Below are 24,247 nucleotides of genomic sequence, written 5' to 3' on the forward strand. Positions count from 1 at the left end.
CCGGCGTCACCACCGGAATGTCGCCATGACCATCGTCGACACGGTGGCCAGCCTGCTGGCATTCGCGATCCTGACCCTGGGCACCGCGGTGTTCGTGGCCGCCGAGTTCTCGCTGACCACCCTGGAACGCAGCGTCGTGGAGTCCAACGCCCGCCGGGGTGGCCGCCGGGACGGCTACGTCGCCGACGCCCACCGCACGTTGTCGTTTCAGCTGTCCGGCGCCCAGCTGGGTATCTCCATCACCACGCTGGCCACGGGTTATCTGGCCGAACCGGTGCTGGCACGCTGGCTGCGCCCACCGCTGGCAGCCGCGGGCCTGTCCGAGCGGACCACAGCCGGGGTTGCGCTGATCATCGCGCTGGTGATCGCCACCTCGGTTTCGATGGTCATCGGCGAGTTGGTGCCCAAGAACCTGGCCGTGGCGCGGCCGCTGCCGACCGCCCGCGCCGTCGCGGGGCCGCAGCTGCTGTTCTCCAAGGTGTTCGCGCTCGCGATCAGGGCCACCAACGGCACCGCGAACCGCATCCTGCGGCGGTTGGGCATCGAGCCCGCCGACCGGTTGGCATCGGCGCGCTCGCCGCGGGAGTTGGCGTCGCTGGTGCGCAACTCGGCGCGCAGCGGCGACCTCGACCCCACGACCGCGGCCGTGGTGGAGGGTTCGCTGCGGTTCGGCGCGCTGACCGCCGAGGAACTGATGACACCGCGCTCCATGATCGTGAGCCTGCAGGCCGGCGACACCGTCGCCGACCTCGCCGCGGCCGCCATCGACACCGGCTTCTCGAAGTTTCCCGTGGTCGACGGCGATCTGGACGCCACCGTGGGGATCGTCCACGTCAAGCAGGTGTTCGCGGTCGCCGTCGCCGACCGGGCGACCACCCCGGTGACGCAGGTGGCCCAGCCGGTCGCGGTGGTGCCGTCGACGCTCGACGGCGACGCGGTGATGGAACAGCTCCGGGCCAACGGCCAGCAGGCGGTCATGGTGGTCGACGAGTACGGCGGCACCGCCGGCATGGTCACCGTCGAAGACCTCATCGAGGAGATCGTGGGTGATGTCCGTGACGAACACGACGACGCCACCCCGGATGTCGTGGTCACCAGGGGCGGCTGGCAGGTCTCGGGGCTGTTGCGGATCGACGAGGTGGCCGCCGCCACCGGCTACCGCGCACCCGAAGGCTCCTACGAGACCATCGGCGGACTGGTGTTGCAGGAACTCGGCCACATCCCCGCCGCCGGCGACACCGTCGAGCTGACCGCGTTCGAGCCCGACGAGCTCGCCGACCACCCGCCGCGCTGGCTGGCCCGGGTGGTCCGGATGGACGGCCGGCGCATCGACCTGCTGGAACTCACCCGGCTGGGGGCAGGCGATGCCTGACGTGTTCAACATCGTGCTGACCGTGCTGCTGATCGCGGCGAACGCCTTCTTCGTCGCCGCCGAGTTCTCGCTGATCTCGGCACGGCGCGACCGGCTCGAGGCGCTGGCCGAACAGGGCCGGCAGAGCGCGGTCACGGTGATCCGGGCCGGTGAGCAGCTGTCACGCATGCTGGCCGGGGCCCAGTTGGGCGTCACGGTGTGCTCGATCATGCTCGGCCGCATCGGTGAGCCGACCGTCGCCGAGCTGCTTGCGCCGGCATTTCGGCTGGCGGGAATGCCTGATCCGCTGCTGCACACGGCGGCGTTCGTCGTCGCGCTGACGATCGTGGTGGTGCTGCATCTGCTGTTGGGCGAGATGGTGCCCAAGAACATCGCCCTGGCGGGCCCGGAGACGGCGGCGATGCTGCTGATCCCGCCCTACCTGGTCTACATGGCCGCGGCCCGACCGTTCATCGTCTTCTACAACTGGTGCGCCAACATCACCCTGCGCGCCATGCGGGTCGAACCCAAGGATGAGCTGGAGATCACGGTGTCCACCGTCGAGTTGAGCGAGATGATCGCCGAATCGGTCTCGGCGGGACTGCTCGACGTCGAGGAGTACACCCGCCTGACCCGCGCCCTGCAGATCCGCAGCCGGGTGGTCGCCGATGTCGCGCTGCCGATCCGCGATGTCCGCGCCGTGCCGGTGGCGGCCGCCGGGCACGGACCCACGGTGGCGGCGATCGAACAGGCCTTCACCGAGACCGGCTACTCCCGATTCCCCGTCGTCGATGCGGGCGAATTCGTCGGTTATCTGCACATCAAAGATGTGTTGTTGCTCGGCGAGGCCTCGGCCGGCCCCGCGGGCGACGCCGTAGTGGACGCCGCGGCGATCCGGCCGCTGCCGCGCATCCCCGCGGCCCTGCCGCTGGCCGACGCGTTGTCACGAATGCGCCGGCGCAACAGCCACCTGGCTCTGGCGGTGGCCGACGACGGCACACCGGTGGCGATGGTGACCCTCGAAGACCTGGTTCAGGATGTCGTGGGCACCGTCCGCGACGGGACACACCGTGTTTGACCTGGCAGAACGGGTTCTGACCGGCGTGCAGTGGCAAGCCCGGGCCCAGGCGTACCGGCAGCAGCTCGACGACTTCCTGGCCCCGCGTCTGCGCGCGACAGCGGCCGGCGACCCGGTGCCGAAATTCCTGTTCAGCTACTACAGCCTGCGGCCGGCGCAGTTGCGCAGCTGGCATCCCGGCTTCGGTGTCACACTCGCCGGGCCGGAGGCGGTCCAGCACTACCGCGCACGGCGCGGCTACGCGGTGCACGGCGATGGGGTCGGCGTGGCCGCGGAATATCTGCGTGAGCGAGTTGACACGGTGACCTTCATCGCCGGGCTGTTGCGAGCCACCGGCGAGCGGCCGGCCCAGCTGAACTGTTTCGGCCTGCATGAGTGGGCGATGGTCTATCGCAGCGACACCGTGCGGCACGGCCACGTTCCGCTGCGGCTCAGCGCGGCCGAGACCGACACGGTGGTCGAGTCGATTCCGCTGCGCTGTACCCACTTCGACGCGTTCCGGTTCTTCACCCCGGCGGCAGCGCCGCGCAATGCCGGGACACCGAGCCGGGCCACCCAAATCGCTTGGGAACAGCCGGGTTGCCTGCACGCCAACATGGATCTCTATAAGTGGTGCTACAAATTGGGGCCGCTGATCGACTCTGAACTGCTGCTGGCCTGTCTGGAGCTGGCCGCCTCGGCGCGCGAGGTCGACATGCGGGCCAGCCCCTATGACCTGAGCGACTACGGCTACCCGCCGATCACCATCGAAAGCGCGGCCGGCCGTGCCGAATACGTCCGCTGCCAGAGCGAGATCGCGCAGCGCGCCGCACCGCTGCGGGCCGCGCTGCTGGCCCGGTGCGACCTGCTGACAGATTTCGCCGGATGCCAATAGCCTCGCGACCTGCCGGTAAGGTGGTAGGTCGGCTATGAGGGAGGAAATCATGACGGACCGGGTGTCGGTGGGCGGCCTGCAGGTCGCACGCGTGCTGTATGACTTCATCACCGACGAGGCCCTGCCGGGTACCGGCGTCGATCCCGACAGCTTCTGGGCCGGCGTGGACAAAGTCGTCGCCGATCTGACGCCCAAGAACCAGGAGTTGCTGGCGCGTCGTGACGAGCTGCAGGCGCAGATCGACAAGTGGCACCGGCACCGCGCCATCGAGCCCCTGGACGCCGAGGCCTACCGGGCCTTCCTCACCGAGATCGGCTACCTGCTGCCCGAACCCGAAGACTTCACGGTCACCACGGCCGGCGTGGACGACGAGATCGCGGTGCAGGCCGGTCCGCAACTTGTCGTCCCGGTGCTCAACGCCAGGTTCGCCCTCAACGCCGCCAACGCCCGCTGGGGCTCGCTGTACGACGCCCTCTACGGCACGGATGTGATCAGCGAGGACGACGGCGCCGAAAAGGGAACCGGCTACAACCCCGTGCGCGGCGACAAGGTGATCGCCTACGCCCGGCGGTTCCTCGACGACTCCGTGCCGCTGGCCGACGGCACCTGGACCGAGGTCAAGAGCTTCGCGGTGAACGACGGCGCGCTGGTGATCACGCTGGCCGACGGTCAGGAGACCGGCGTCGCCGCTCCCACGAAGTTCGTCGGCTACACCGGTGAGGCCGGTACGCCGTCGTCGGTGCTGCTGTCCCACCACGGCCTGCACATCGAAATCCTGATCGACCCGGACTCACCGATCGGATCCACCGACGCCGCCGGCATCAAGGACGTGGTGCTCGAAGCGGCGGTCACCACGATCATGGACTTCGAAGACTCGGTGGCCGCGGTCGACGCCGAGGACAAGGTACTCGGCTACCGCAACTGGCTGGGCCTGAACCGTGGCGACCTGTCCGAGCAGGTCAGCAAGGACGGCAAGAGCTTCACCCGGACCCTGACCACCGACCGTGAGTTCACCGCGCCGGACGGCAGCACCCTGACCCTGCCGGGTCGCAGCCTGATGTTCGTCCGCAACGTCGGTCACCTGATGACCAACGACGCCATCCTCACCAGCGCCGGCGACGAGGTGTTCGAGGGCATCCAGGACGCGCTGTTCACCGGGCTGATCGCGACGCACGGCCTGAACGCCTCGGACGCCAACGGGCCGCTGGTCAACAGCCGCACCGGGTCGATCTACATCGTCAAGCCCAAGATGCACGGTCCGGACGAGGTCGCCTTCACCGCCGAGCTGTTCAGCCGGGTCGAAGATGTCCTGGGGCTGCCGCAGACCACCCTCAAGATCGGCATCATGGACGAAGAGCGGCGCACCACGCTCAACCTGCGGGCGTGCATCAAGGCCGCCGCCGACCGGGTGGTGTTCATCAACACCGGCTTCCTGGACCGCACCGGCGACGAGATCCACACGTCCATGGAAGCCGGGCCCATGGTCCGTAAGGCGAGCATGAAGTCGCAGCCGTGGATCCTGGCTTACGAGGACAACAACGTCGATGCGGGCCTGGCCACCGGCTTGCCCGGGCACGCCCAGATCGGCAAGGGCATGTGGGCGATGACCGATCTGATGGCCGACATGGTCACCCAGAAGATCGGCCACCCGCGCGCGGGCGCGAGCACCGCATGGGTGCCCTCGCCGACCGCCGCCACCCTGCACGCGATGCACTACCACCAGGTGGACGTGTTCGCGGTGCAGAAGGAACTGGCCGGAAAGCGGCGCGCCACAGTCGAACAGCTGCTGACCATCCCGCTGTCGGAGGGTCTGGCCTGGGCGCCCGACGAGATCCGCGAAGAGGTCGACAACAACTGTCAGTCCATCTTGGGTTACGTGGTGCGCTGGATCGACCAGGGCGTGGGCTGCTCGAAGGTTCCCGACATCCACGACGTGGCGCTGATGGAAGACCGTGCCACACTTCGGATTTCGTCGCAGCTGCTGGCGAACTGGTTGCGACACGGCGTGATCACCGCCGAGGACGTGCAGTCCAGCCTGGAGCGGATGGCCCCCGCGGTGGACCGCCAGAACACCGGCGATCCCAACTACCGGCCGATGGCACCGGACTTCGAATCCAGCATCGCGTTCGCCGCCGCGCGTGAGCTGATCCTGGAGGGGACCAGGCAGCCCAACGGCTACACCGAGCCGATCCTGCACCGGCGTCGGCGGGAACTCAAAGCCCAGGCCGGTCTCTGACCGACCCGGATCCGATGGACATCACCCTTGATGGACGACTGACCAGGCGGAGAGGACGCAGCCACCGTGGGTAGGCACAGTTTCCCCGGCCCGGACGATTCCGACGACGTGGGCGCCGACCAGCCCGACGACAGCACCTTCTCCGACGGCCCCGAACTGTTCGGCTACGGCGACCCCGACGACGACGACTACGTCGACGACTATCACGACGCGTTCTATGACGAGGCGTTCGATGACGAGGAGTTTTCCGACGACGGGCTTTCCGGCGGCGCCGGATCGCGCTACGACGACGCGCGATACGAGCGCACCGGATCCGAGACCGTCGACCCCGCGCAGTACATGCGTCGCAGCGGTGAACCCGATCCGCAGTCGCGTTACCGCACCGGGCCCTTCGGTGCCATTGGCGGCGGGGCCGCCGAGTCGTCGGCCTCCGAGTCCGATGAGGCGCGCGGCGGCCATCGCGATCTCGAGCGGTGGCGCCGGCATCGCAACGACTCGAGTCCGCGAGGCGTCAGCGTCGGCGTGGTCACCGCACTGGTGACGGTGATCGTCGTTGTGGGCGCGGTGATTCTGTGGCGCTTCTTCGGCAACTCGCTGTCGCATCGTTCCGCCGTCGCCGCCGGCCACTGCCCGGAAGGTGATCTGACGGTTGCCGTCGTCGCGGACCCGTCGATCGCCGATCACGTGCAGGGTTTCGCCGACCGGTTCAACAAGACCGCCAAGCCGATCGGCGATCGCTGTGTGTCGGTGCAGGTCAAGCCGGTCGATTCCGATGCCGTGGTCAGCGGTTTCATCGGCGACTGGCCGGCTCAGCTGGGCCAGCGGCCGGCACTGTGGATTCCGGGCAGTTCGGTCTCCACGGCCCGGCTCCAGGAGTCCGCGGGGTCGGAGACGGTCAGCGACAGTCGCTCACTGGTCAGCACGCCGGTCTTGCTGGCGATCCGTCCCGAACTCAAAACCGCCCTGCAGAACCAGAGTTGGGCAAGCCTGCCGGATCTGCAGGCCGACCCCGACGGACTGGGGCAACTCGGGTTGCCCGGTTGGGGGTCGCTGCGACTGGCGCTGCCGATCGGCGGTAACGGCGACGCCGCGTTCCTGGCCGGCGAGGCGGTGGCCGCCGGTGTGGCGCCCAAGGACGCCCCCGTCCTTGATGGGGTCGCCGGGGTGCAGCGGCTGGTGGGCGGACAACCCGAGCTCGCCGACGCGTCACTCGCCGAGGCTATGAACGTGCTTCTGCGCCAGGGCGATCTGGCGGCTGCACCCGTGCACGCCGTGGTGACCACCGAGCAGCAACTGTTCACCCGCGGCCAGTCGCTGTCGGATCCGGCGACGGAACTGAGTTCCTGGCGACCGCCGGGGCCGGCGGCGGTGGCCGACTACCCCACCGTGTTGCTCGCCGGATCCTGGTTGTCGCAGGAACAGGTCAGTGCGGCCAGCGAATTCGCTCGATTCGCCCGCAAGCCCGACCAGCTCGCCGAGTTGGCCAAGGCCGGGTTCCGGGTGGAAGGGGTGGCACCGCCCAGCAGCGAGGTGACCGGTTTCCCGCCGGTGTCGGACACGCTGTCGGTCGGCGACAATGCCACCCGCGCCGCCCTGGCCAATGCCCTGACCACCCTGCCCGGCGCCGCGGCGGTCACCACCGTGATGCTCGACCAGTCGATGGTCACCGACGAGGGCGGCAAGAGCCGGTTGGCCCATGTGATCGCTGCGCTGGATCAACGGATCAAAGCGCTGCCCCCGGATTCGTCGGTGGGCCTGTGGACCTTCGACGGCACCGAGGGCCGAAATGTGGTCACCGGCGGCTCGCTGGATGAGCCGCTCAACGGCGGGACTCGCGCGGAGGCCTTGACCAGCGAACTCAATGAGCTGAGCTCGACGCCCGGGGGTGCGGTGTCCTTCACGACGCTGCGCCTGGTCTACAACCAGGCGTTGGCCAATTACCGGCCCGGGCAGGCCAACTCGGTGCTTGTCATCACCGCGGGCCCGCACACCGACCGCACCTTGGACGGCGCCGGCCTGCAAGACTTCATCCGGGCCAACATCGACCCGCAGCGACCGGTGGCCGTCAACGTCATCGACTTCGGCGACGACGCCGACCAGGCGACCTGGCAGTCGGTGGCACAGCTTTCCGGCGGCACCTACCAGAATCTGCGCGGGGCGGACTCCCCCGAACTGGCCGGTGCCCTGAACTCGCTGCTGAGCTGAGGCCTACCAGGCCAGCAGGTCGAAAATCTGTTGCGGCAGTTGACCTTCGAGGAAGTCCACCAGCAGGTCGGCCAGGTAGGGATTCACCCAGTTGCCGACGAGGTCACCGGGATTGAGTGAGTAGTCGTCGAGTTGCAGGAAGCCGAGCAGGTCTGCGAGGTCCAGTCCGTTGAACAGCCAGACGAGGTCCAGTCCGAGTGGGCCATCGGTCAGCACTCCGCCCAGTGGGCCGCCAAGCCCACTGATCAGGTCGTTCAGGGTCAGGGCGCCGAGGGAGTCGTCGAAGCCGAGATCTTGCAGGATGCCGCCGATGGTCACGTTGCCCAGGGACACGAAGGCGCCGCCCACGGTCCCCAGCAGTGCGCCCAGGGTCTCGTCGATGTCCAGGTCACCCAGCAGATCGCCGAGGGTGAATGTGTTGAGCAACGATTCCAGCTCGTCAGCCCCCAGAAGGGTGCTGACGAGCTCCGTCAGCAGCGGCCCCACCAGGGGAATGGTCTCGAGTTGTTCGGCCGCCGTCTCATTGAGCCAGTTGATGGCCTGCGTCAGCAGACCGACGTCGGACAGCAGGCTGCCGAAGGGCTCGGTGGCCAACGTGCCGTCGCCAAGACTGACCAGCAGTTGGCCCACGGCGAGCGGTATCTCGGCGTTGATGCCGAATGCGCTGACCACATCGGCGAGCCTGAAGTTGTCGAACGCGAGGTCCAGATCGAGATTGCGGAGAAAGTCGGCGTCGGGGACCAGCTCGGCCACCACATCGATCAGGCTGTACCCGCTCAATCCGAGGTCGCCCAGGCCCAGATAATCCAGCAGATCGCCCAGGGTGCTGACATTGGTGGCCCAGTTCAGCAGATCCCCCAGGCCTTCCCCGCTGAGCCCCAGGCCACTCACCAGACCGCCCAGGGTCAGGGTGCCGAGGCGGACCTGGTCGATCACACCGTCGATGCCGGCGACCGTGTCGGCGGGCAGGTCGAGGTAGGAGGCGGTCAGCGCCACGGCGGGCGATGCCGCGCACGCCTGCGGTGGCACGGTGACCGGGACGGCGGTGAGCAGTCCAGCGCTGACCAGGGCGATTCCGGCGGTGACCCGTGAGCGGGAAATGGGCTCCGGCACGAGTCCTCCTAGATACGACCTCAGCCCACAAATGGGTAAGGCGATCTTAGACGCTTTCGCGCTTCTCCTGAGACTTTGCTGGCTATTTGCCGAATATCACAGGCGTTGCCGCGCTCGGCGGCTCAGGCGAAGGCCTCCACCGGCGGGCACGAGCAGACCAGGTTGCGGTCACCGAAGGCGCCGTCGATGCGCCGCACCGGGGGCCACACCTTCGGCCGGAAGCCACGGCCCAGCGGGTAGGCGGCCTGCTCCCGGGTGTAGGGGTGCTCCCACTTGTCGACCACCAGGCACTCCGCGGTGTGCGGGGCCCCACGCAGCGGGTTGTCCTCCACCGTCCATTCACCGGATCCGACCCGGTCGATCTCGCCGCGAATGGCGATCATCGCCTCGCAGAACGCATCGAGCTCGGCCAGGCTCTCACTCTCGGTCGGCTCGACCATCAGGGTGCCGGCCACCGGGAAACTCATGGTCGGGGCGTGGAAACCGTAGTCGGCCAACCGTTTTGCGACATCGTCGACGGTCACGCCGGTGCGCTTGGTGATCTCCCGCAGATCCAGGATGCACTCGTGGGCGACCATGCCGTTCTCGCCGGTGTACAGCACCGGGTAGTACTCGTCCAACCGCCGGGCGATGTAGTTCGCCGACGCGATCGCCGTCAGCGACGCCGCACGCAGGCCGTCGGCACCCATCATCCGGATGTAGGCCCAGGTGATCGGCAGGATCGACGCGGATCCGTACGGAGCCGCGGACACCGGACGCTCACCGGGCAACTCGGCGGCCAGCGGGTGCCCGGGCAGGAACTCGGCCAGGTGCGCGCGCACCGCCACCGGCCCGACGCCGGGGCCACCGCCCCCGTGCGGGATGCAGAAGGTCTTGTGCAGGTTCAGGTGGCTGACGTCGCCGCCGAACTTTCCGGGCCGGGCCAGCCCCACCAGCGCGTTGAGGTTGGCGCCGTCGACATAGACCTGGCCGCCGGCGTCGTGCACGGCGGCGCAGATCTCGGCGATGTCGTGCTCGTAGACACCGTGCGTGGAGGGGTAGGTGATCATCAGCGTCGACAACGCCGCAGCGTGCTGGTCGACCTTGGCGCGCAGGTCGTCGAGGTCGACGTCGCCGTTCTCACGGCAGGCGACCACCACCACCCGCATCCCGGCCAGCGCCGCCGATGCGGCATTGGTGCCGTGGGCACTGGACGGGATAAGGCAGATGTCGCGATGCGACTCACCGCGGCTGGCGTGGTAGGCGTGAATCGCCAGCAGACCCGCGTACTCCCCCTGCGAACCGGCGTTGGGTTGCAGCGACACCGCGTCATAGCCGGTGATGCCCGCCAGCCAGGTCTCCAGCTGAGCGATCAGCGTCCGCAGGCCCACCGCGTCGCCGGCCGGAGCGAAGGGGTGCTGACGCGCGAATTCCGGCCAGGTGATCGACTCCATCTCGGCGGCGGCGTTGAGCTTCATCGTGCACGACCCGAGCGGAATCATGCTGCGGTCCAAGGCGATGTCTTTGTCCGACAGCGAGCGCAGGTAGCGCATCATCTCGGTTTCGGTGCGATAGCGGGTGAAGGCCGGATGCGTCAGGAACTCCGACGTGCGGGTGGCGATGGGCGCACCGGCCGGCTCGACCGCAGCCAGTCCGAAGGCGTCCAGCACCGCGGCCACCGTCGCGTCGGTGGTGGTTTCGTCGCAGGCCACCGAGACGTGGTCGGCGTCGACGCGCCACAGGTTGATGCCGGCGGCCTTGGCCGTGGCGACCACCTCGTCGGCGCGGCCGGGCACCCGGGCCAGCACCGTGTCGAAGTAGTGGTCGTGCACCAGCGCCTCGCCGAGTGCGGCGCCGATCTTCTCGGCCTGGGCGTGCACTCGCCGCGCGATGGCGGTCAGGCCGTCGGCGCCGTGGTAGCTGGCGTACATCGCAGCCATCACCGCCAGCAGCACCTGCGCGGTACAGATGTTGGAGGTGGCTTTGTCCCGGCGGATGTGCTGTTCGCGGGTCTGCAGTGCCAGCCGGAACGCCGGCGTACCGTCGGCGTCCACCGACACCCCGACCAGCCGGCCCGGCAGCTGGCGGGCGTGGCGCGAATGCACGGCCAGGTAGCCGGCGTGCGGGCCGCCGAAGCCCATCGGCACCCCGAACCGCTGCGCACTGCCGAACGCCACGTCGGCGCCGATCTCGCCGGGCGGGGTGAGCAGCGTGCAGGCCAGCAGATCGGCACCCACCGCCACCATCGCGCCCCGCTCGTGGGCGGCCTCGATCAGTTCTGACCAGTCGGTGATCCGGCCGGATGCGCCCGGCAACTGCACGATCACGCCGAAGAAGTCGCCGTCGGGAAGGCCCTCCCGCAGGTCGGCCGTGACGATCTCGATGCGCAGCGGCTCGGCCCTGGTCGCCAGCACCGCCGCGGTCTGGGTGAACAGGTCGGCGTCGACCAGCAGCCGCTGCGAGGTGCCGCGGGTCGCGCGGTGCATCAACGTCATGGCCTCGGCGGCCGCGGTGCCCTCGTCGAGCATCGAGGCGTTGGCGATCTCGCAGCCGGTCAGATCGGCGATCATGGTCTGGAAGTTCAGCAGGGCCTCGAGCCGGCCCTGGCTGATCTCCGGCTGGTAGGGCGTGTAAGCGGTGTACCACGCCGGGTTCTGCATGATGTTGCGCAGCAACACCTGCGGGGTGAGGGTGTCGTAGTAGCCCTGGCCGATCATCGACACCGCGACGGTGCCGGCGTCGGCCAGTTCGCGCAGTTCGGCCAGGGTCTGGGCTTCGCTCGCCGGGGCCGGCAGGACATCGAGTCCGGGCGCTGTGCCGTCGGCGCCGAGCGCGTCGAGGATGCCGGCGGGCACCGCCTTGGCGGCGAGGTCCTCCAGCGAGGCGACACCGATGGTGGCGAGCATCGTGTTGATCGCGGCGGTGTCGGGACCGATGTGCCGGTCAACAAAGCGGGATTTGGTGGGCTCGGACACGGGATCTCCTGGGCGCTAGACGAATTCGTGTCCTCCCCCTCTGTCGTCTGCCCGGCCCGGGCGCCTGAGAGATTCGGCGCCGAGATTCGGCGCCTTTCCCCATGGGCGGGTGCAGCCCGAACGGGCGTCACCGCTTTCCAGAGGCATCACTGCCGGCGCGGTCCCGGGTGCCTGAGAGGTTGACGGAGAGGTATTGCTCCTTCGGCGTCCGCGGCTGGCTGCCACGGAACTCTCCCGCGCGAGGCTGATGCGGGGCCTATCTTACCCGCTCAACCCGGCCCGACCTGCACCGCCGGACGTGACCTCGATCGTGGTATACATGAGAGCAAATCTGTCACATTCCTACCAGTTCAGGTGGTGGAGATGGTCTCGCTGCGAGCGCGCATCGTCGACGAATTCGAGAACATCACCGGCCGGCATGACGATCCCGCCGTCTACGGCGGCCGGCCCGGCGACGCCGGTCTGATCGGGCCGGGCAGTGTGTCCTGGGAAATCAACGCGGACGTGGCCGCGGTGGCACAGGCGGGGTTGCCGGCGATCGTGCTGGAGATACTGCATCCGTCGGTGATCGCCGGCGTGCAGGATCTTTCGACGTACCGCCAGGATCCGTTCCGGCGCGCTCGCACCACCCTCGGTTATGTGTTGACGACGACCTTCGGCAACACCGAAGCCGCGACACGGCTGATCGAACAGGTCAAGTCCATCCATGCCCAGGTGACGGGCACCCGACCCGACGGGGTGGCCTATCGGGCCCTGGACCCCGATCTGCTGGCCTGGGTGCACACCTGCATTCCGTGGATGATCATGCGCACATTCGAGCGCACGAATCGTCCGTTGACACCGCAGGAACGCGACCGATACCTGGCCGAACAGGCCACGATCGGCCGGATGGCGGGCGCGCAGTGGGTGCCGTCGACCATGGCCGAGCTCGACGACTACGTGGCCCGGATGCGCCCGCAACTGTGCGTCAACGCCCAGACCCGCGAATTCATCGAGTTCCTGCTCACCGCCCCCTTCTACCCCGACCTGCCCGATCCGCTGGACCGCGCATTACACCGGTTCGCGGTCCATGCCGGCATGAGCTACGCACCGCGATGGGCGCGAGAACTCACCGGATTCGACCGGCCGTCTGTCCTGGTTCGGCGCCTGATCGGCCCGGCGCTGCAGTTCGACGCCCGCCGGCTGCGATGGGCCTACGGCCTTCCCCCCTACGCCCGGCTGGCGCAACAACGCGCCGCCGGTCTGGCGACCGCAGCCGCGCCGTGATCGACTCCCAGTTCGTCACGGTCATCGGCGAGGCCGTCGCGGGGTCGCCGGCCGAACATGCCAACGATCGGACCGCCCAGCGCATTCTGGACGCCGCCGTTGCCGAGGCTGCGACCGTGGGGCTGCGACGCCTCACCATCGAAGACGTGGTGCGGCGCGCCGGCGTGTCGCGAATGACGGCCTATCGCCGCTTTCCCCGTCGCGAAGATCTGATCCAAGCCCTGATTCGCCGGGAGACGCAGCGCTTTCTGGCTGTGGTGGCCGACGCCATCGACAACACACCCGACCCTCGCCACGGGGTGGCGGAGGCCTTCGTCGCAGCCATCGCGTTCGCCCGTGAGCATCCGATGCTGAGTCGGGCCGGGCAGTTCGAGCCGCTGCCTCCCGCCGAGTCCGCGGATCTGCTGGCGATGGGATCGGCGTTCATCGCCAACTACATTCACGGCGACGCGCCCGGTGAGCCGAGCCGGTCGGTGCGCTGGGTGGCCGACGTGTTCGCCCGGTTGTTCCTGACCTATGTCTCGCTGCCGTCGACCGATCCGGATTTCCGCGATGACGCGGCACTGCGGCGCTTCGCCGAAGAAGTCCTCACGCCGATGGCCGAACGGGCCGTCGGCTAAGAGCGGCGGCGCGGCCTAACCGGTTTTGCGGTCGCGGAACTTGCGACGGCTGGCCAGTTCGTCTTCGGGGGCGGCGATCGACTCGCCGCCGTCGGCGCGCTCCCCGGGGAAGTCGGAGATCACGCCGGTCAACTCGCGCATCGCACCCGAGACCGCGATGCCGAACACACCCTGGCCGCCCTGCAGCAGGTCGACGACCTCTTCTGCCGAGGTGCACTCGTAGACGGTGGTGCCGTCGGAGAACAGCGTGATGTTGGCCAGGTCCTGCACACCGCGCTCACGAAGGTGGTCGACGGCGATCCGGATGTTGTGCAGCGAGATCCCGGTGTCGAGCAGTCGCTTGACGATCTTGAGAACCAGGATGTCCTTGAACGAGTACAGCCGCTGGCTGCCGGAGCCGGCCGCGCCCCGGATAGAGGGCACCACCAGCGAGGTACGCGCCCAGTAGTCGAGCTGGCGGTAGGTGATGCCGGCGATCTGGCAGGCGCTGGGGCCGCGATACCCGACGAGTTCGTCGGGGACGGAGTCGTCCGGGAACAGGCCGCCCTGTACGGGTTGGCCGGCGCTGGAAGGGGCCGCGGGCACCTCGCGGTCATCCTTTTCGGACTGAGCCGTGAAGTCCAGCTGTTCCTGCCCCGGTTGGTCGCCCACGCTGCTTCCTCTCGCCGATCGCGCTCGTTGCCACTGGCTGGCCGGTGGCCGCGTTTGCTCTTGCCCGAGTTGGTCGTGAGCATACGCCGTCCGACGAGCTGCCGTGCAGTTGTTCCCGCCGTGGTTCAAGTATGGGGGCCGCCATTTGCCCGCATTGTTTAGCTACGGGCGTGTCGCGCCGGGCGCAAAGAGATGCAACGGATCTGTGACGAGCCTGAGTCCGCCGCGCCGGGTCAGGTTGCTTTGAAATCGTCCGGCGACACGCTATCGAGGAATTCCTTGAACTTCTCCACCTCGTCTTCACGCACCGCGCCGGCCGTCTCGTCATCACCCTCGTCGGGGATGAGCAGACCCGCTTCGGCCAGCACCGCTTCCTCGACGTAGATCGGCACACCCACCCGCAGTGCAATGGCCACCGAGTCCGACGGGCGCGCCGAGACCGTGATGTCGCGGTCGAAGATCAGGTCGGCGTAGAACGTGCCCTCCTGCAGATCGACGATTCGGACCTCTTTGAGCGAATGTCCCAGTGCGCCGATCAGGTCGCGGATCAAGTCGTGAGTCAGGGGCCGGGCCGGCTCCACGCCCTGCTGCTCCAAGGCGATGGCGGCGGCTTCGGCCTGCCCGATCCAAATCGGGAGATATCGATCACCGTCGGCCTCGCGCAGGAGCAGCACCGGCTGGTTCTGCGGCTGCTCGACGCGGATGCCGACCACGCGTACTTCACCCATCTCCAGTCAGCCCTCCGCGTTCGCGATTGTCTCAAGTCCTTGTCGTACCAGTGTGACTCACTGCGAAACCTCCGGTCGGACAACCGCACGCCCCGCAACGAGCCGTCGAGGCGAAGTCTAGTCCTCAGCCGTGCAGTACGTCGTGTACCGAGGACTTGAGCAGCGCCGTGTGCAGGGCGATCGCCAGTGACGCGACTTCACGTGCCAAGTCGTCGGCCCGGTCGCGCGCTCCCGCCTTGCCGCCCTTGACCAGTGGGCCCGCGATCTGGGCGATCAGGTCCGACTGCCGGTCGGCCGCAGAGCGAAACGCCCGCAGGTGCCGCGGCTCCACGCCGTATTCGGCCAGCCCGCGCGCGCACTGGACGATCACCACCGCATGCTCGTCGAACAACCCGCCCGGTCCGGCGGTGATCACGCCCGATCGAAGCAATGCCGTCAACAGCGCGTCGTCGCCGCCCGAGCGCGCCAGCAGATCCTCCCGGCTCAGCCGCACCTGCCGGGCCGGCGCGGGCAACGGCGGTGTGTCGCCGTCGGCCGACACCAGGCGGGGCGTGGGGTACGGCGACTCCGGCGACGGCAGTGCACCGTCCTCCTCGGCGTCCAGCCGCGCCTTGATCACCTTCAACGGCAGGTAATGGTCACGTTGCGCGGTCAGCACGTAACGCAGCCGTGCGCAGTCGTACGCGCTGAAACGGCGGTAGCCCGAGGCCGCTCGCCGCGGCATGACCAGCCCCTCGGTTTCCAAGAAACGAATCTTGGAGACCGTGACGTCGGGAAATTCCGGCCGAAGCAGATCCAGTACCGCTCCGATTGACATCCCGGCCAGTTCAGGGCTGTCAGGCGCGGTCATTAGCTGCCCGGCCCGGCCTCGGTCTCACCCGTCTTCGGGCCGGTCAGAAACACCAGGCGGAACTTGCCGACCTGTACCTCGTCGCCATTGGCCAGCACCGCCGAATCGACGGGCTCCCGGTTGACGTAGGTGCCGTTGAGGCTGCCGACGTCGACCACCTGAAATTCGTTGCCCTCCAGGCGGAACTCGGCGTGACGCCTGCTGACCGTGACGTCATCGAGGAAGATGTCGCTGTCCGGGTGCCGGCCGGCCGCGGTGACCGGCTGGTCGAGCAGGAACCGCGATCCGGCGTTGGGACCGCGCTTGACCACCAGCAGCGCCGAACCCGCGGGCAGCCCCTCCACACCCGAGGTCAGGCTCTCGCCGCCCGCCTGAGCGGGAGCGTCGAGTTCGTTCAGGAAGTCGGCACGGAAAACCGAAGTGGTTTCCGCGGTGACCTCGTCGCCTGCCTGGTCTTGCCCCGTTGCCGGGTCCTTCTCCGTCACCCGCTACTCCTCACTGGCCGCTGTTGTGCTACCTGGTCGCGCCTGCCGGACATGTGTTGCGCCCAACCCTGAATCGTTGAGTCGACCGTACCGCGCAGCGGTCCGTCATGTCCCCCGCACCGCGGGATCGTGTCGCCGGATGCCCGGCGAGTCCCGGCAGGCAGGCTAGCAATCGTCATTCCGACAACGTCGCCCGGTAGGCATCGGCGGTCAGCAGCTCCGACAGCTTCTGGTCCAACGCCGCCGAATCCGCGTCGGCGACCTGAAGTTCCACCAGCCAGCCCGCGCCGTAGGGGTCGGAGTTCACCAACTGCGGGCTGGCGTCCAGTTCGGCGTTGACGGCGCTCACCGACGCCGTGATCGGCGCGTACAGGTCGGAGACCGACTTGGTGGACTCCACCTCGCCGAAAGGCTCTCCCGCGGTGACTCCGGTGCCCGCTGCCGGCAGCTGAACAAAGACCACGTCACCGAGAGCGGCCTGGGCGAAGTCGGTGATGCCCACGCGGACGGTGTCCGGGCCGGTGCGGCGAACCCACTCGTGCTCAGAGGTGTAATACAGGTCGGCTGGAACTTGGCTTTCCGAGCTCACGGTGATTGTGCTCCTTGCGCTGTGGGGCTCACTTGACTGGCTGAGCGTATTGGCGTGGTTTCGGTTGCCGCAACACGGTCACCTCAACCCGGTCGGCCTGCTGCACGCCCATGGCGCCGCCCAGTCGTTTGACGTTGTCGACGGCCCCGCCGGGTATGTTCATCGCGGCCGCCAGGGTGGGCGGATCCCCGATCGCCAGAACCGAATAGCGGGGCGTCAGCGCGGTGCCGTCGAATTCCACCTCGCCTGGGGCACCGGAGACCCACGAATCCACCCCGATGCGCACCGCGTTGGTGGCGTCGCGGACCTCCATCGCCTCGGCGCCGGCGGCCCGCAGCTCGTTGATCACGTCGAGCATCGTCTCGGGTCCGACCCCGCGGGCGGGATCGTCGACGGTGATCACCACGCCTGGCCCGACCGCGCCCACGGTGCCGATCATGATGGCCAGGGCCGCCAGCCGTGCCTGGGCGTTCTCGATGGCGGCCTGGTCACTGCTGCCGGACTCCTGCAGGGTGTTGAGGGTCTGCTGCAGTTCGGCGACTTCGGTGTTGAGGGTGGCCTCGCGTTGGCGCAGCGAGTCCAGCAGCACCAGCAGGTCGGCGGGCCGGGCCGTCTCCAGCGCGTCCTCGGAGTCGTTCTGGCGGACCTGAGTGACAATCGCCACGCCCAGCAGCAGGCACAGCACCATCCCCAGCACGCTGAACAGCGGCCCGGATCGGCCGCGCGGAGGCGGTACGCCGTTCTGTGGGGGCGGCTGCGGCAGCTCGTGGCGGCCGTGTGACGCCGGGTCGGTGCTCCGCATCGGTGTCAGGCCCCGAACAGCCGTCGCCGCAGCGCCGCGGCGTTGCCGAAGATGCGGATGCCGAGCACCACGATGATCGCGGTCGACAGCTGCGTGCCGACCCCCAACTGGTCGCCGAGGTAGACCAGCAGTGCGGCCACCAACACGTTGAACACGAACGACACGACGAACACCTTCGCGTCGAAGATCCGCTCCAGATAGGCGCGCAGGCCACCGAACACCGCGTCCAGCGCGGCTACCACGGCGATCGGCAGATAGGGCTGAACCACCTCCGGCACGCTGGGGTGAAAGACCAGCCCCAAGACGATGCCGACGATCAGCGCGGCGATACCGATCATTGCGCCATCATTCCAGCCTCCCGGACCCCGCGGGTGCAGACGGCCACGACGCCCCCCGTAGCGCAAGCTTGCGTCACGATGCTCCTATCTGTTTGGCAAACCGGATATCTCGCACCGATCCGGCCGGCAGCGTGATGTCAGCGGAGTTATGGCCGTCGACGCGGACCACCACCCCGTAGGAGGCCTCCAACAGCCGCAGCCGGTACAGCCCGGGGCTGCGGTCGAAGACGTCCCGCAGTACGCCGGGACGTCCGATCGCCTGCACCGTGTAGGGACTGCTGATCGGCTTGTTGTCGACCAGGATGGCCCCACCGGCCTGCCGGATCGTGACGTTCGGGCCGATACGCACATCGCCGACGGCGATCGCCTCGGCCCCACTGGCCCACAGCGAGTTGACGACCAGCTGCAGGTCGCGGTCCAAGATGATCTGCTGGCTGCCCGACACCCGCTGTTTGGAGGCATCGGACAGATTTCGCCCGACCCCGGGGTCGGTCACGGTGACGATCACCCCGGGACCGGTCACACCGGTGCTGGCCGCCTCCAGGCTCAGCGCATCCAGGCCGGCCAGCACCCGCTGCCCCTGGGCATCGTCGGCCAGTCGGTGCCGGCGCAGGTCGTCGAGCCGATTGGCGGCGGTGTCGCGCTTGTCGGCCAGCCTGCCGGTGACGGCTTCGGCCGCTCGCACATTGGACGCCAGCACCTGCTGAGCGTCGTGTTCGCCGGGTGCCAGCGACCGCGCCTGGGCCACCCCGACGGCGAACACCGTGGCCACCAGCAGCGCCGCCGCCGTCTCCCAGGCCCACCCCGCGACCCGGGTGGTGGCTTTGGGCGGCGTGCTGCGGCGTGCCCGTCTGGCTGCCGCCGCGGCATAGCCGGGGTCGAGATGTTCGGACAACAGGGAACGCAGCAGCGAGGGCACCGCGAATCTCTGGGGCGCGCCGGCCTGGTGGGCGCTCGCCCCCTGCGAGTCGTATCCGCTCAGCGCGAAGAACGGTTCAGCCACCGGCGACCTTCGGCATGGTGCGGATCACCAGCCTCACCTGGATCAGGTACAGCACGAACGCCCACAGGTACATGCCCAGGCCCCAGATCAAAAAGCCCCATCCGGCCGAGAGCACCACCCGGCTCCACAGCTGATCCCACTGTCCGAGCAGGATCAGGGGAAACGCAGACATGAGCGCGAAGGTGCCCGCCTTGCCGATGTAGGTCACCGGCAGTGCGGTCAGGCCCCGGCTGCGCAGCGCCGGCAGGGTGGCCGCCAACAGCAGGTCCCGGGCCAGCAGTGTTGCGATGATCGCCCACGGCACCAGCCCGCGCACCCCGAAGGCGAGCGGAATGGCGATCATGTAGAGCCGGTCGATGGCCGGATCGAGCAGGGCCCCCAGCGCCGAGGACTGATCCAGCAGCCGGGCCAGTTTGCCGTCGGCCCAGTCCGAGACGCCGCTGAGCATCAGGATCGCCACCGCCGGCCCGTCCGCCCGCGCGACCAGCAGCAGGTACAGGAAGGCGCCGATCAGCCCGAGGCGGGCCAGGCTGATGACGTTGGGCACCGTGAGCACCCGGTCGCGGACTTGCTCGGCGCCAGACGCGGCAGGCATTGCGATCCCCTAGCGGAAGATGCCGGGCAGGCTCAGCGCGTCCATGCTGTCGTCGCTCAGCGGGTTGTCCCGAACCATGTAGGTCCACGTCGAGGTGGGCCGGGCCAGCTTCGACAGGTCGATACCGGGCTCGGATTCGATCGAATCCGAGGTCTCCAGCGTCTGTTGGGATGCCTCGATGGCGTCGGCGGCCAGGGAGGCGAACGCGTCCAGCGCCAACCGGTGGAACTCGTCGAGCGGATTCTGCCGGCCCAGGGCACGCAGGTGGATGCTCTCCCGGATGTCGGCCAGGTAGGCCAGGTGGTCGGCCCAGCCGCGGTCGAGGTGATAGAGCATGATCAGCCGGCAGATCTTCTCCAGCTTGGCTTCACCGTCCTCACCCAGCTGCTCCTTCAACTCCTTGTAGCGCTTCGGGGTGAGCTCGGCCAGCTCCTCGCGAGCCGCCGGAGTGGACAGCAGCGTGTTGCGCCGCTCCACGATGATGGCGCGCTGCTGGGCGATCAGCTGGTTGTACCGCCAGGTGTTGGCGTGGATGTCGAGCAGCTTGCCCTCTGCGATGCGCTGCGCGTGGTCGAGCAGACTGGAGGCCTTGGGGCTCAGGATCCGCCCGTCGTCGTCGGTCTCGGTCGGCAGCTTGCCGGGCTCCAGGTTGGTCGCGGCGACGTCGTCCTCCCAGCTGGAGAAGAACACCGACGATCCCGGGTCGCCCTGACGTCCGGCGCGGCCCCGCAACTGGTTGTCCAGGCGCTGCGTGTGCTGGCGACCGGTGCCGATCACATGCAGCCCGCCCAGCTCGACGATCGCGTCGTGGTCGGCCTCTTCGGAACCGCCCAGCCGGATGTCGGTGCCACGGCCGGCCATCTGGGTGGACACCGTGACCGCCCCGAGCTTGCCGGCCTCGGCGATCACCTCGGCCTCTTCGGCGTCGTTCTTGGCGTTGAGGACCACCGCCGGGACACCGCGCTTGCGCAGCCGCTCGTATAGTTCCTCGGACTCGGCGACGTCGTGGGTGCCCACCAGCACCGGCTGTCCGGTGGCGTGCACCTCGACGATGTGGGCGACGATCGCGTCGTTTTTGGCCGCGGCGGTGATGTAGACCCGATCCGCCTCGTCTTCGCGGATGTTGGGCATGTTCGGCGGGATCGGCGAGACACCCAGCTGATAGAACTGGCGCAGCTGCTCACCGGCCGCCAACGCGGTACCGGTCATGCCGCACACGGTCGGGTACCGATTGACCAGGGCCTGCACCGTGATGGTGTCGAGCACCTCGCCGGTTTCGGTCGTCTCGATGCCCTCCTTGGCCTCGACCGCGGCCTGCAGGCCGTCCGGCCAGCGCTGCAGGGCTGCGATCCGCCCGCGCGAGGCGTTGATCAACTGCACCTTGCCGTCGCGGACGATGTAGTGCACGTCGCGCTGCAGCAGCACGTGAGCGTGCAGGGCGACGTTGACCTCGGTCAGGGTGGAGACCACGTGCTCCTCGGAGTACAGGTCGATGCCGCCGAGTGCCTTCTCGACCTTCTTCGCCCCCACTTCGGTGAGGTGGATGTTGCGCCGGTCCTCGTCGGAGTCGTAGTCGACGCCGGGCTTGAGCCGTCCGACCAGCTTGACGATCTCCATCCGGGGCGTCTCCCGATGGGTGGTGCCGGCCAGGACCAGCGGCACCAGCGCCTCGTCGACCAGCACCGAGTCGGCCTCGTCGATCAGCGCCACGTCGGGGTTGGGCGAGACCAGATCCTCGACATCGGTGACCAGCTGGTCGCGCAGCACGTCGAACCCGATCTCGTTGATCGACGCGTAGGTGACGTCGCACTGGTAGGCCGCGCGGCGCTCGGCCGCGGTGGAGTCTTCGGTGATCCAACCGACGGTGACCCCGAGGGCCTCCAGCAGCGGACCCATCCATTCGGCGTCGCGTCGCGCGAGGTAGTCGTTGATGGTGACCACATGCACGTGCCGTCCGCCGATGGCATATCCGGCGGCGGCGATCGCACCGGAGAGCGTCTTGCCTTCGCCGGTGGCCATCTCGACGACATCGCCGGCCAGCATCCGCAGTGCGCCCTGCAGCTGAACGTCGAACGGGCGTTGCCCGATGCTGCGCTCGGCCGCCTCGCGGGCGATCGCCAAGAACTGCGGGATGTCCGAGGCGTCGGCCAGCTCCTTGAGGTTGAGCAGTTGCGCAGCTTTGCGCAGCTGCTCGTCGTCGAGCCCCGCCGCCTTCTTGGCGTACTCGCCGGCCGCCGTGACCTCGGCCATCGACCGACTCTGGTTCTTCTCGGTACTGGCGCCCAGCAGTTTCCAGAATTTTCCGCTGAGCCGACCTGACTTGGTTCGCGTTCCGGAGACAGTTTTGGAGGTGTTAGCCACAGCACAACGGTACGCGGTCGCCAGCAGTAGCAAGCTGGGGGCACCGTCACCTCGGCGGGGTTGCCGGGCGATGCTTATCCGGCGCGACGCCGCACTGCTGCGGTAGGTTTCGCACGGGATTTCTCGATTCGGACAACCGGCCGCGACGCGCTTGCGGCGACACGGACGGCAAGGAGACATCGACAGTGGACTCGAAGCTGTTCAGTCCATCCATTGATTGGGCGCACGCGCTGCCCGAATCTCTGGTGTGGATCGCGCTGGCCTGGACCATCAGCGCCGTCAGCGTGCTGGCCGTGGCGGCGGTGCTGCGGTTCAGCACGCGCTGGGGACGCCAGTTCTGGGAGATCAGCGGCGCCTACTTCACCGGGCGCGACAGCGTCCGGGTCTGGGTGATGCTGGCCGTGCTGCTGCTGTCGGTGATCACCGCGGTGCGGCTCAACGTGTTGTTCAGCTTCCAGGGCAACGACATGTACTCGTCGCTGCAGACCGCCTTCCAGGGTGCCGCCGGGGGCGACGAGGCCATCAAAGCCTCTGGCGTGCACGGCTTCTGGATGTCGATCGGCATCTTCAGCCTGATGGCCGTGCTGCACGTGGCGCGGGTGATGCTCGACATCTACCTGACCCAGCACTTCATGGTGAACTGGCGCATCTGGCTCACCGAGCGACTGACCGGCGACTGGCTGGGCGGGCGGGCCTACTACCGGGCGCACTTCGTCAAGACGCCGCTGGACCCCGCCGTCGGCGAAGCCGTCGAGGGAGCTATCGACAACCCCGACCAGCGTATTCAGCAGGACATCGACATCTTCACCGCCGGCAACGGCGCCAACGTCAACGCACCGGCCAACGGCACCGGCAGCACCCTGTTGTTCGGCGCGGTGCAGTCCATGGTCACGGTGGTGTCGTTCACCGCCATCCTGTGGAACCTCTCGGGCACGCTGACGGTGCTCGGGTTCGACATTCCGCGCGCGATGTTTTTGATCGTCCTGCTGTACGTGACGATCGCGACCGTCGTCGCGTTCTGGATCGGCCGGCCCCTGATCCGGCTGAACTTCCGCAATGAGCTCACCAACGCCGCCTTCCGGTATGCGCTGGTGCGGGTGCGCGACGCCGCTGAGTCGGTGGCGTTCTACCGTGGCGAGCTGGCCGAGCGGGTCCAGCTGCGGACGCGGTTCCGCGCGATCATCGACAACTATCTGAAGTTCGTGAACCGGACCATCGGGTTCGCCGGCTGGAACCTGTCGGTGAGCCAGGCGATCGTGCCGCTGCCCTGGGTGATTCAGGCGCCGCGGCTGTTCTCCGGGCAGATCATGTTCGGCGGCGTGGCGCAGACGGCGACGGCGTTCGGCAACATCTCGGACTCCCTGTCGTTCTTCCGCAACGCCTACGACAACTTCGCCGGTTACCGTGCCTCCATCATTCGTCTGCACGGCCTGGTGGAGGCCAACCGGGAGGCCCGCGATCTTCCCGAACTGCTCGTCAAGCCCAGCCCGGACGGCACGGTGGCCCTCGAGGGCGTCGAGGTGCGCACCCCTGATGGTGTCCCGCTGATCGAAGCGCTCGACCTGCACCTGGGCATCGGTGACGCGCTGATGATCGCCGGACCGTCGGGCAGCGGCAAGACCACCCTGCTGCGCAGCCTGGCCCAGTTGTGGCCGTACGCGTCGGGAACCCTGCGGCGTCCCGACGCGGTCAACGCCACGATGTTCATCTCGCAGCTGCCCTACATCCCGCTGGGCGATCTGCGCACCGTGGTGTCCTACCCCCTGGCGTCCGGCGAGGTCACCGACGCCGAGATCAGCGAGGCGCTGGTCAAGGTGTCACTGCCCAACCTCGTCGACCGGCTCGATGAGGTCGAGGACTGGGCCAAGGTGCTCTCCCCCGGTGAGCAGCAGCGGGTGGCGTTCGCCCGGCTGCTGTTGACCCGGCCCAAGGCAGCGTTCCTCGACGAGTCGACGTCGGCGCTCGACGAGGGACTGGAGCTGTCCCTGTATCGGTTGCTGCGTTCCGAGCTGCCCGACACCATCGTGGTCAGCGTGAGCCACCGGCACACGGTTCGCCAGCACCACAAGCACGTGCTGGAGCTGCTCGGCCAGGGCCGCTGGGACCTCGCCGCGGTCTAGCTTCTTTACCGCGAGCAGACGCGAAAGC

Annotated in this window: 20 protein-coding genes and 1 riboswitch; of the genes, 8 read left to right on the top strand and 12 right to left on the bottom strand. The window is 68.4% G+C overall.

What is annotated here, in order from left to right; genetic code table 11:
• The first annotated feature begins 25 nt into the window (after positions 1-25).
• From AWC18_RS19755 to AWC18_RS19775, 5 genes are all read left to right on the top strand, one after another.
• Complete coding sequence (locus tag AWC18_RS19755; RefSeq protein ID WP_064996365.1) at positions 26-1,372, top strand: hemolysin family protein; 1,347 nt, start codon at positions 26-28, stop codon at positions 1,370-1,372.
• A complete protein-coding gene (locus tag AWC18_RS19760) occupies positions 1,365-2,429 on the top strand; it encodes a hemolysin family protein (RefSeq protein ID WP_085139843.1) in 1,065 nt (354 codons plus the stop codon). Before AWC18_RS19755 ends, AWC18_RS19760 begins: the two co-directional genes overlap by 8 nt.
• Complete coding sequence (locus AWC18_RS19765) at positions 2,422-3,303, top strand: 3-methyladenine DNA glycosylase (protein ID WP_109560153.1); 882 nt, start codon at positions 2,422-2,424, stop codon at positions 3,301-3,303. The genes AWC18_RS19760 and AWC18_RS19765 overlap by 8 nt, the downstream gene beginning before the upstream one ends.
• A 49-nt stretch (positions 3,304-3,352) precedes the next feature.
• Complete coding sequence (locus AWC18_RS19770) at positions 3,353-5,539, top strand: malate synthase G (RefSeq protein WP_085139845.1); 2,187 nt, start codon at positions 3,353-3,355, stop codon at positions 5,537-5,539.
• A gap of 66 nt (positions 5,540-5,605) precedes the next feature.
• The gene (locus AWC18_RS19775; RefSeq protein ID WP_085139846.1) at positions 5,606-7,744 is read left to right on the top strand and encodes a substrate-binding domain-containing protein; all 2,139 of its coding nucleotides are present in this window, start codon (positions 5,606-5,608) and stop codon (positions 7,742-7,744) included.
• 3 nt (positions 7,745-7,747) lie between these two features.
• Here the strand turns inward: AWC18_RS19775 and AWC18_RS19780 are convergent, their stop codons facing one another.
• A complete protein-coding gene (locus AWC18_RS19780; protein WP_085139847.1) occupies positions 7,748-8,857 on the bottom strand; it encodes a hypothetical protein in 1,110 nt (369 codons plus the stop codon).
• 122 nt (positions 8,858-8,979) lie between these two features.
• Positions 8,980-11,811, bottom strand: coding sequence for an aminomethyl-transferring glycine dehydrogenase (gcvP, locus tag AWC18_RS19785; protein ID WP_085139848.1), 2,832 nt, complete (start codon positions 11,809-11,811; stop codon positions 8,980-8,982).
• A 148-nt stretch (positions 11,812-11,959) separates the two neighbouring features.
• Positions 11,960-12,058: riboswitch (glycine riboswitch) on the bottom strand.
• A gap of 116 nt (positions 12,059-12,174) precedes the next feature.
• Here gcvP and AWC18_RS19790 point away from each other — a divergent pair.
• Together AWC18_RS19790 and AWC18_RS19795 are read left to right on the top strand one after the other, a co-directional pair.
• The gene (locus tag AWC18_RS19790) at positions 12,175-13,077 is read left to right on the top strand and encodes an oxygenase MpaB family protein (RefSeq protein WP_085139858.1); all 903 of its coding nucleotides are present in this window, start codon (positions 12,175-12,177) and stop codon (positions 13,075-13,077) included.
• Entirely contained in the window at positions 13,074-13,697 is a 624-nt protein-coding gene (locus AWC18_RS19795) for a TetR/AcrR family transcriptional regulator (protein ID WP_064996358.1), read from the top strand. Before AWC18_RS19790 ends, AWC18_RS19795 begins: the two co-directional genes overlap by 4 nt.
• A 15-nt stretch (positions 13,698-13,712) precedes the next feature.
• Here AWC18_RS19795 and AWC18_RS19800 read toward each other — a convergent pair whose 3' ends face one another.
• From AWC18_RS19800 to secA2, 10 genes are all read right to left on the bottom strand, one after another.
• Positions 13,713-14,348 carry a MerR family transcriptional regulator gene (locus AWC18_RS19800; protein WP_064996357.1) on the bottom strand — a complete coding sequence of 212 codons (636 nt, stop codon included), beginning with the start codon at positions 14,346-14,348 and terminating at the stop codon, positions 13,713-13,715.
• Between the two features lie 233 nt (positions 14,349-14,581).
• Positions 14,582-15,076 (bottom strand): bifunctional nuclease family protein, encoded by a 495-nt coding sequence (locus AWC18_RS19805; RefSeq protein WP_047321562.1) that lies wholly within the window; start codon positions 15,074-15,076, stop codon positions 14,582-14,584.
• 124 nt (positions 15,077-15,200) lie between these two features.
• A complete protein-coding gene (gene ftsR / locus AWC18_RS19810) occupies positions 15,201-15,926 on the bottom strand; it encodes a transcriptional regulator FtsR (protein WP_064996356.1) in 726 nt (241 codons plus the stop codon).
• A complete protein-coding gene (gene garA / locus AWC18_RS19815; RefSeq protein WP_064996355.1) occupies positions 15,926-16,411 on the bottom strand; it encodes a glycogen accumulation regulator GarA in 486 nt (161 codons plus the stop codon). Before garA ends, ftsR begins: the two co-directional genes overlap by 1 nt.
• A gap of 175 nt (positions 16,412-16,586) precedes the next feature.
• Positions 16,587-17,000 (bottom strand): glycine cleavage system protein GcvH, encoded by a 414-nt coding sequence (gene gcvH / locus AWC18_RS19820; protein ID WP_064996354.1) that lies wholly within the window; start codon positions 16,998-17,000, stop codon positions 16,587-16,589.
• A gap of 28 nt (positions 17,001-17,028) precedes the next feature.
• Complete coding sequence (locus AWC18_RS19825; RefSeq protein ID WP_064996353.1) at positions 17,029-17,802, bottom strand: DUF881 domain-containing protein; 774 nt, start codon at positions 17,800-17,802, stop codon at positions 17,029-17,031.
• A gap of 5 nt (positions 17,803-17,807) precedes the next feature.
• Positions 17,808-18,140 carry a small basic family protein gene (locus AWC18_RS19830; RefSeq protein ID WP_064996352.1) on the bottom strand — a complete coding sequence of 111 codons (333 nt, stop codon included), beginning with the start codon at positions 18,138-18,140 and terminating at the stop codon, positions 17,808-17,810.
• A gap of 73 nt (positions 18,141-18,213) precedes the next feature.
• Positions 18,214-19,143: a DUF881 domain-containing protein gene (locus tag AWC18_RS19835; RefSeq protein ID WP_064996351.1), complete on the bottom strand. Its 930-nt coding sequence runs from the start codon at positions 19,141-19,143 to the stop codon at positions 18,214-18,216.
• A complete protein-coding gene (locus AWC18_RS19840; protein WP_085139849.1) occupies positions 19,136-19,738 on the bottom strand; it encodes a CDP-alcohol phosphatidyltransferase family protein in 603 nt (200 codons plus the stop codon). Before AWC18_RS19840 ends, AWC18_RS19835 begins: the two co-directional genes overlap by 8 nt.
• 9 nt (positions 19,739-19,747) lie before the next feature.
• The gene (gene secA2 / locus AWC18_RS19845; protein ID WP_109560154.1) at positions 19,748-22,099 is read right to left on the bottom strand and encodes an accessory Sec system translocase SecA2; all 2,352 of its coding nucleotides are present in this window, start codon (positions 22,097-22,099) and stop codon (positions 19,748-19,750) included.
• A gap of 185 nt (positions 22,100-22,284) precedes the next feature.
• On the opposite strand from secA2, the gene AWC18_RS19850 reads away from it, so the two are divergent.
• Positions 22,285-24,219: an ABC transporter ATP-binding protein/permease gene (locus AWC18_RS19850; protein ID WP_085139850.1), complete on the top strand. Its 1,935-nt coding sequence runs from the start codon at positions 22,285-22,287 to the stop codon at positions 24,217-24,219.
• Positions 24,220-24,247 lie beyond the last annotated feature (28 nt).

This window comes from Mycolicibacter nonchromogenicus (genome assembly GCF_002101775.1).
Lineage (GTDB): Bacteria > Actinomycetota > Actinomycetes > Mycobacteriales > Mycobacteriaceae > Mycobacterium > Mycobacterium nonchromogenicum.

Coding starts and splice junctions, on each gene's coding strand:
- AWC18_RS19770 (WP_085139845.1), top strand. CDS start 3,353: ATGACGGACCGGGTGTCGGTGGGCGGCCTGCAGGTCGCACGCGTGCTG.
- AWC18_RS19830 (WP_064996352.1), bottom strand. CDS start 18,140: ATGATCGGTATCGCCGCGCTGATCGTCGGCATCGTCTTGGGGCTGGTC.
- ftsR (WP_064996356.1), bottom strand. CDS start 15,926: ATGACCGCGCCTGACAGCCCTGAACTGGCCGGGATGTCAATCGGAGCG.
- AWC18_RS19755 (WP_064996365.1), top strand. CDS start 26: ATGACCATCGTCGACACGGTGGCCAGCCTGCTGGCATTCGCGATCCTG.
- AWC18_RS19825 (WP_064996353.1), bottom strand. CDS start 17,802: ATGCGGAGCACCGACCCGGCGTCACACGGCCGCCACGAGCTGCCGCAG.
- AWC18_RS19760 (WP_085139843.1), top strand. CDS start 1,365: ATGCCTGACGTGTTCAACATCGTGCTGACCGTGCTGCTGATCGCGGCG.
- AWC18_RS19805 (WP_047321562.1), bottom strand. CDS start 15,076: ATGGGTGAAGTACGCGTGGTCGGCATCCGCGTCGAGCAGCCGCAGAAC.
- AWC18_RS19840 (WP_085139849.1), bottom strand. CDS start 19,738: ATGCCTGCCGCGTCTGGCGCCGAGCAAGTCCGCGACCGGGTGCTCACG.
- AWC18_RS19790 (WP_085139858.1), top strand. CDS start 12,175: ATGGTCTCGCTGCGAGCGCGCATCGTCGACGAATTCGAGAACATCACC.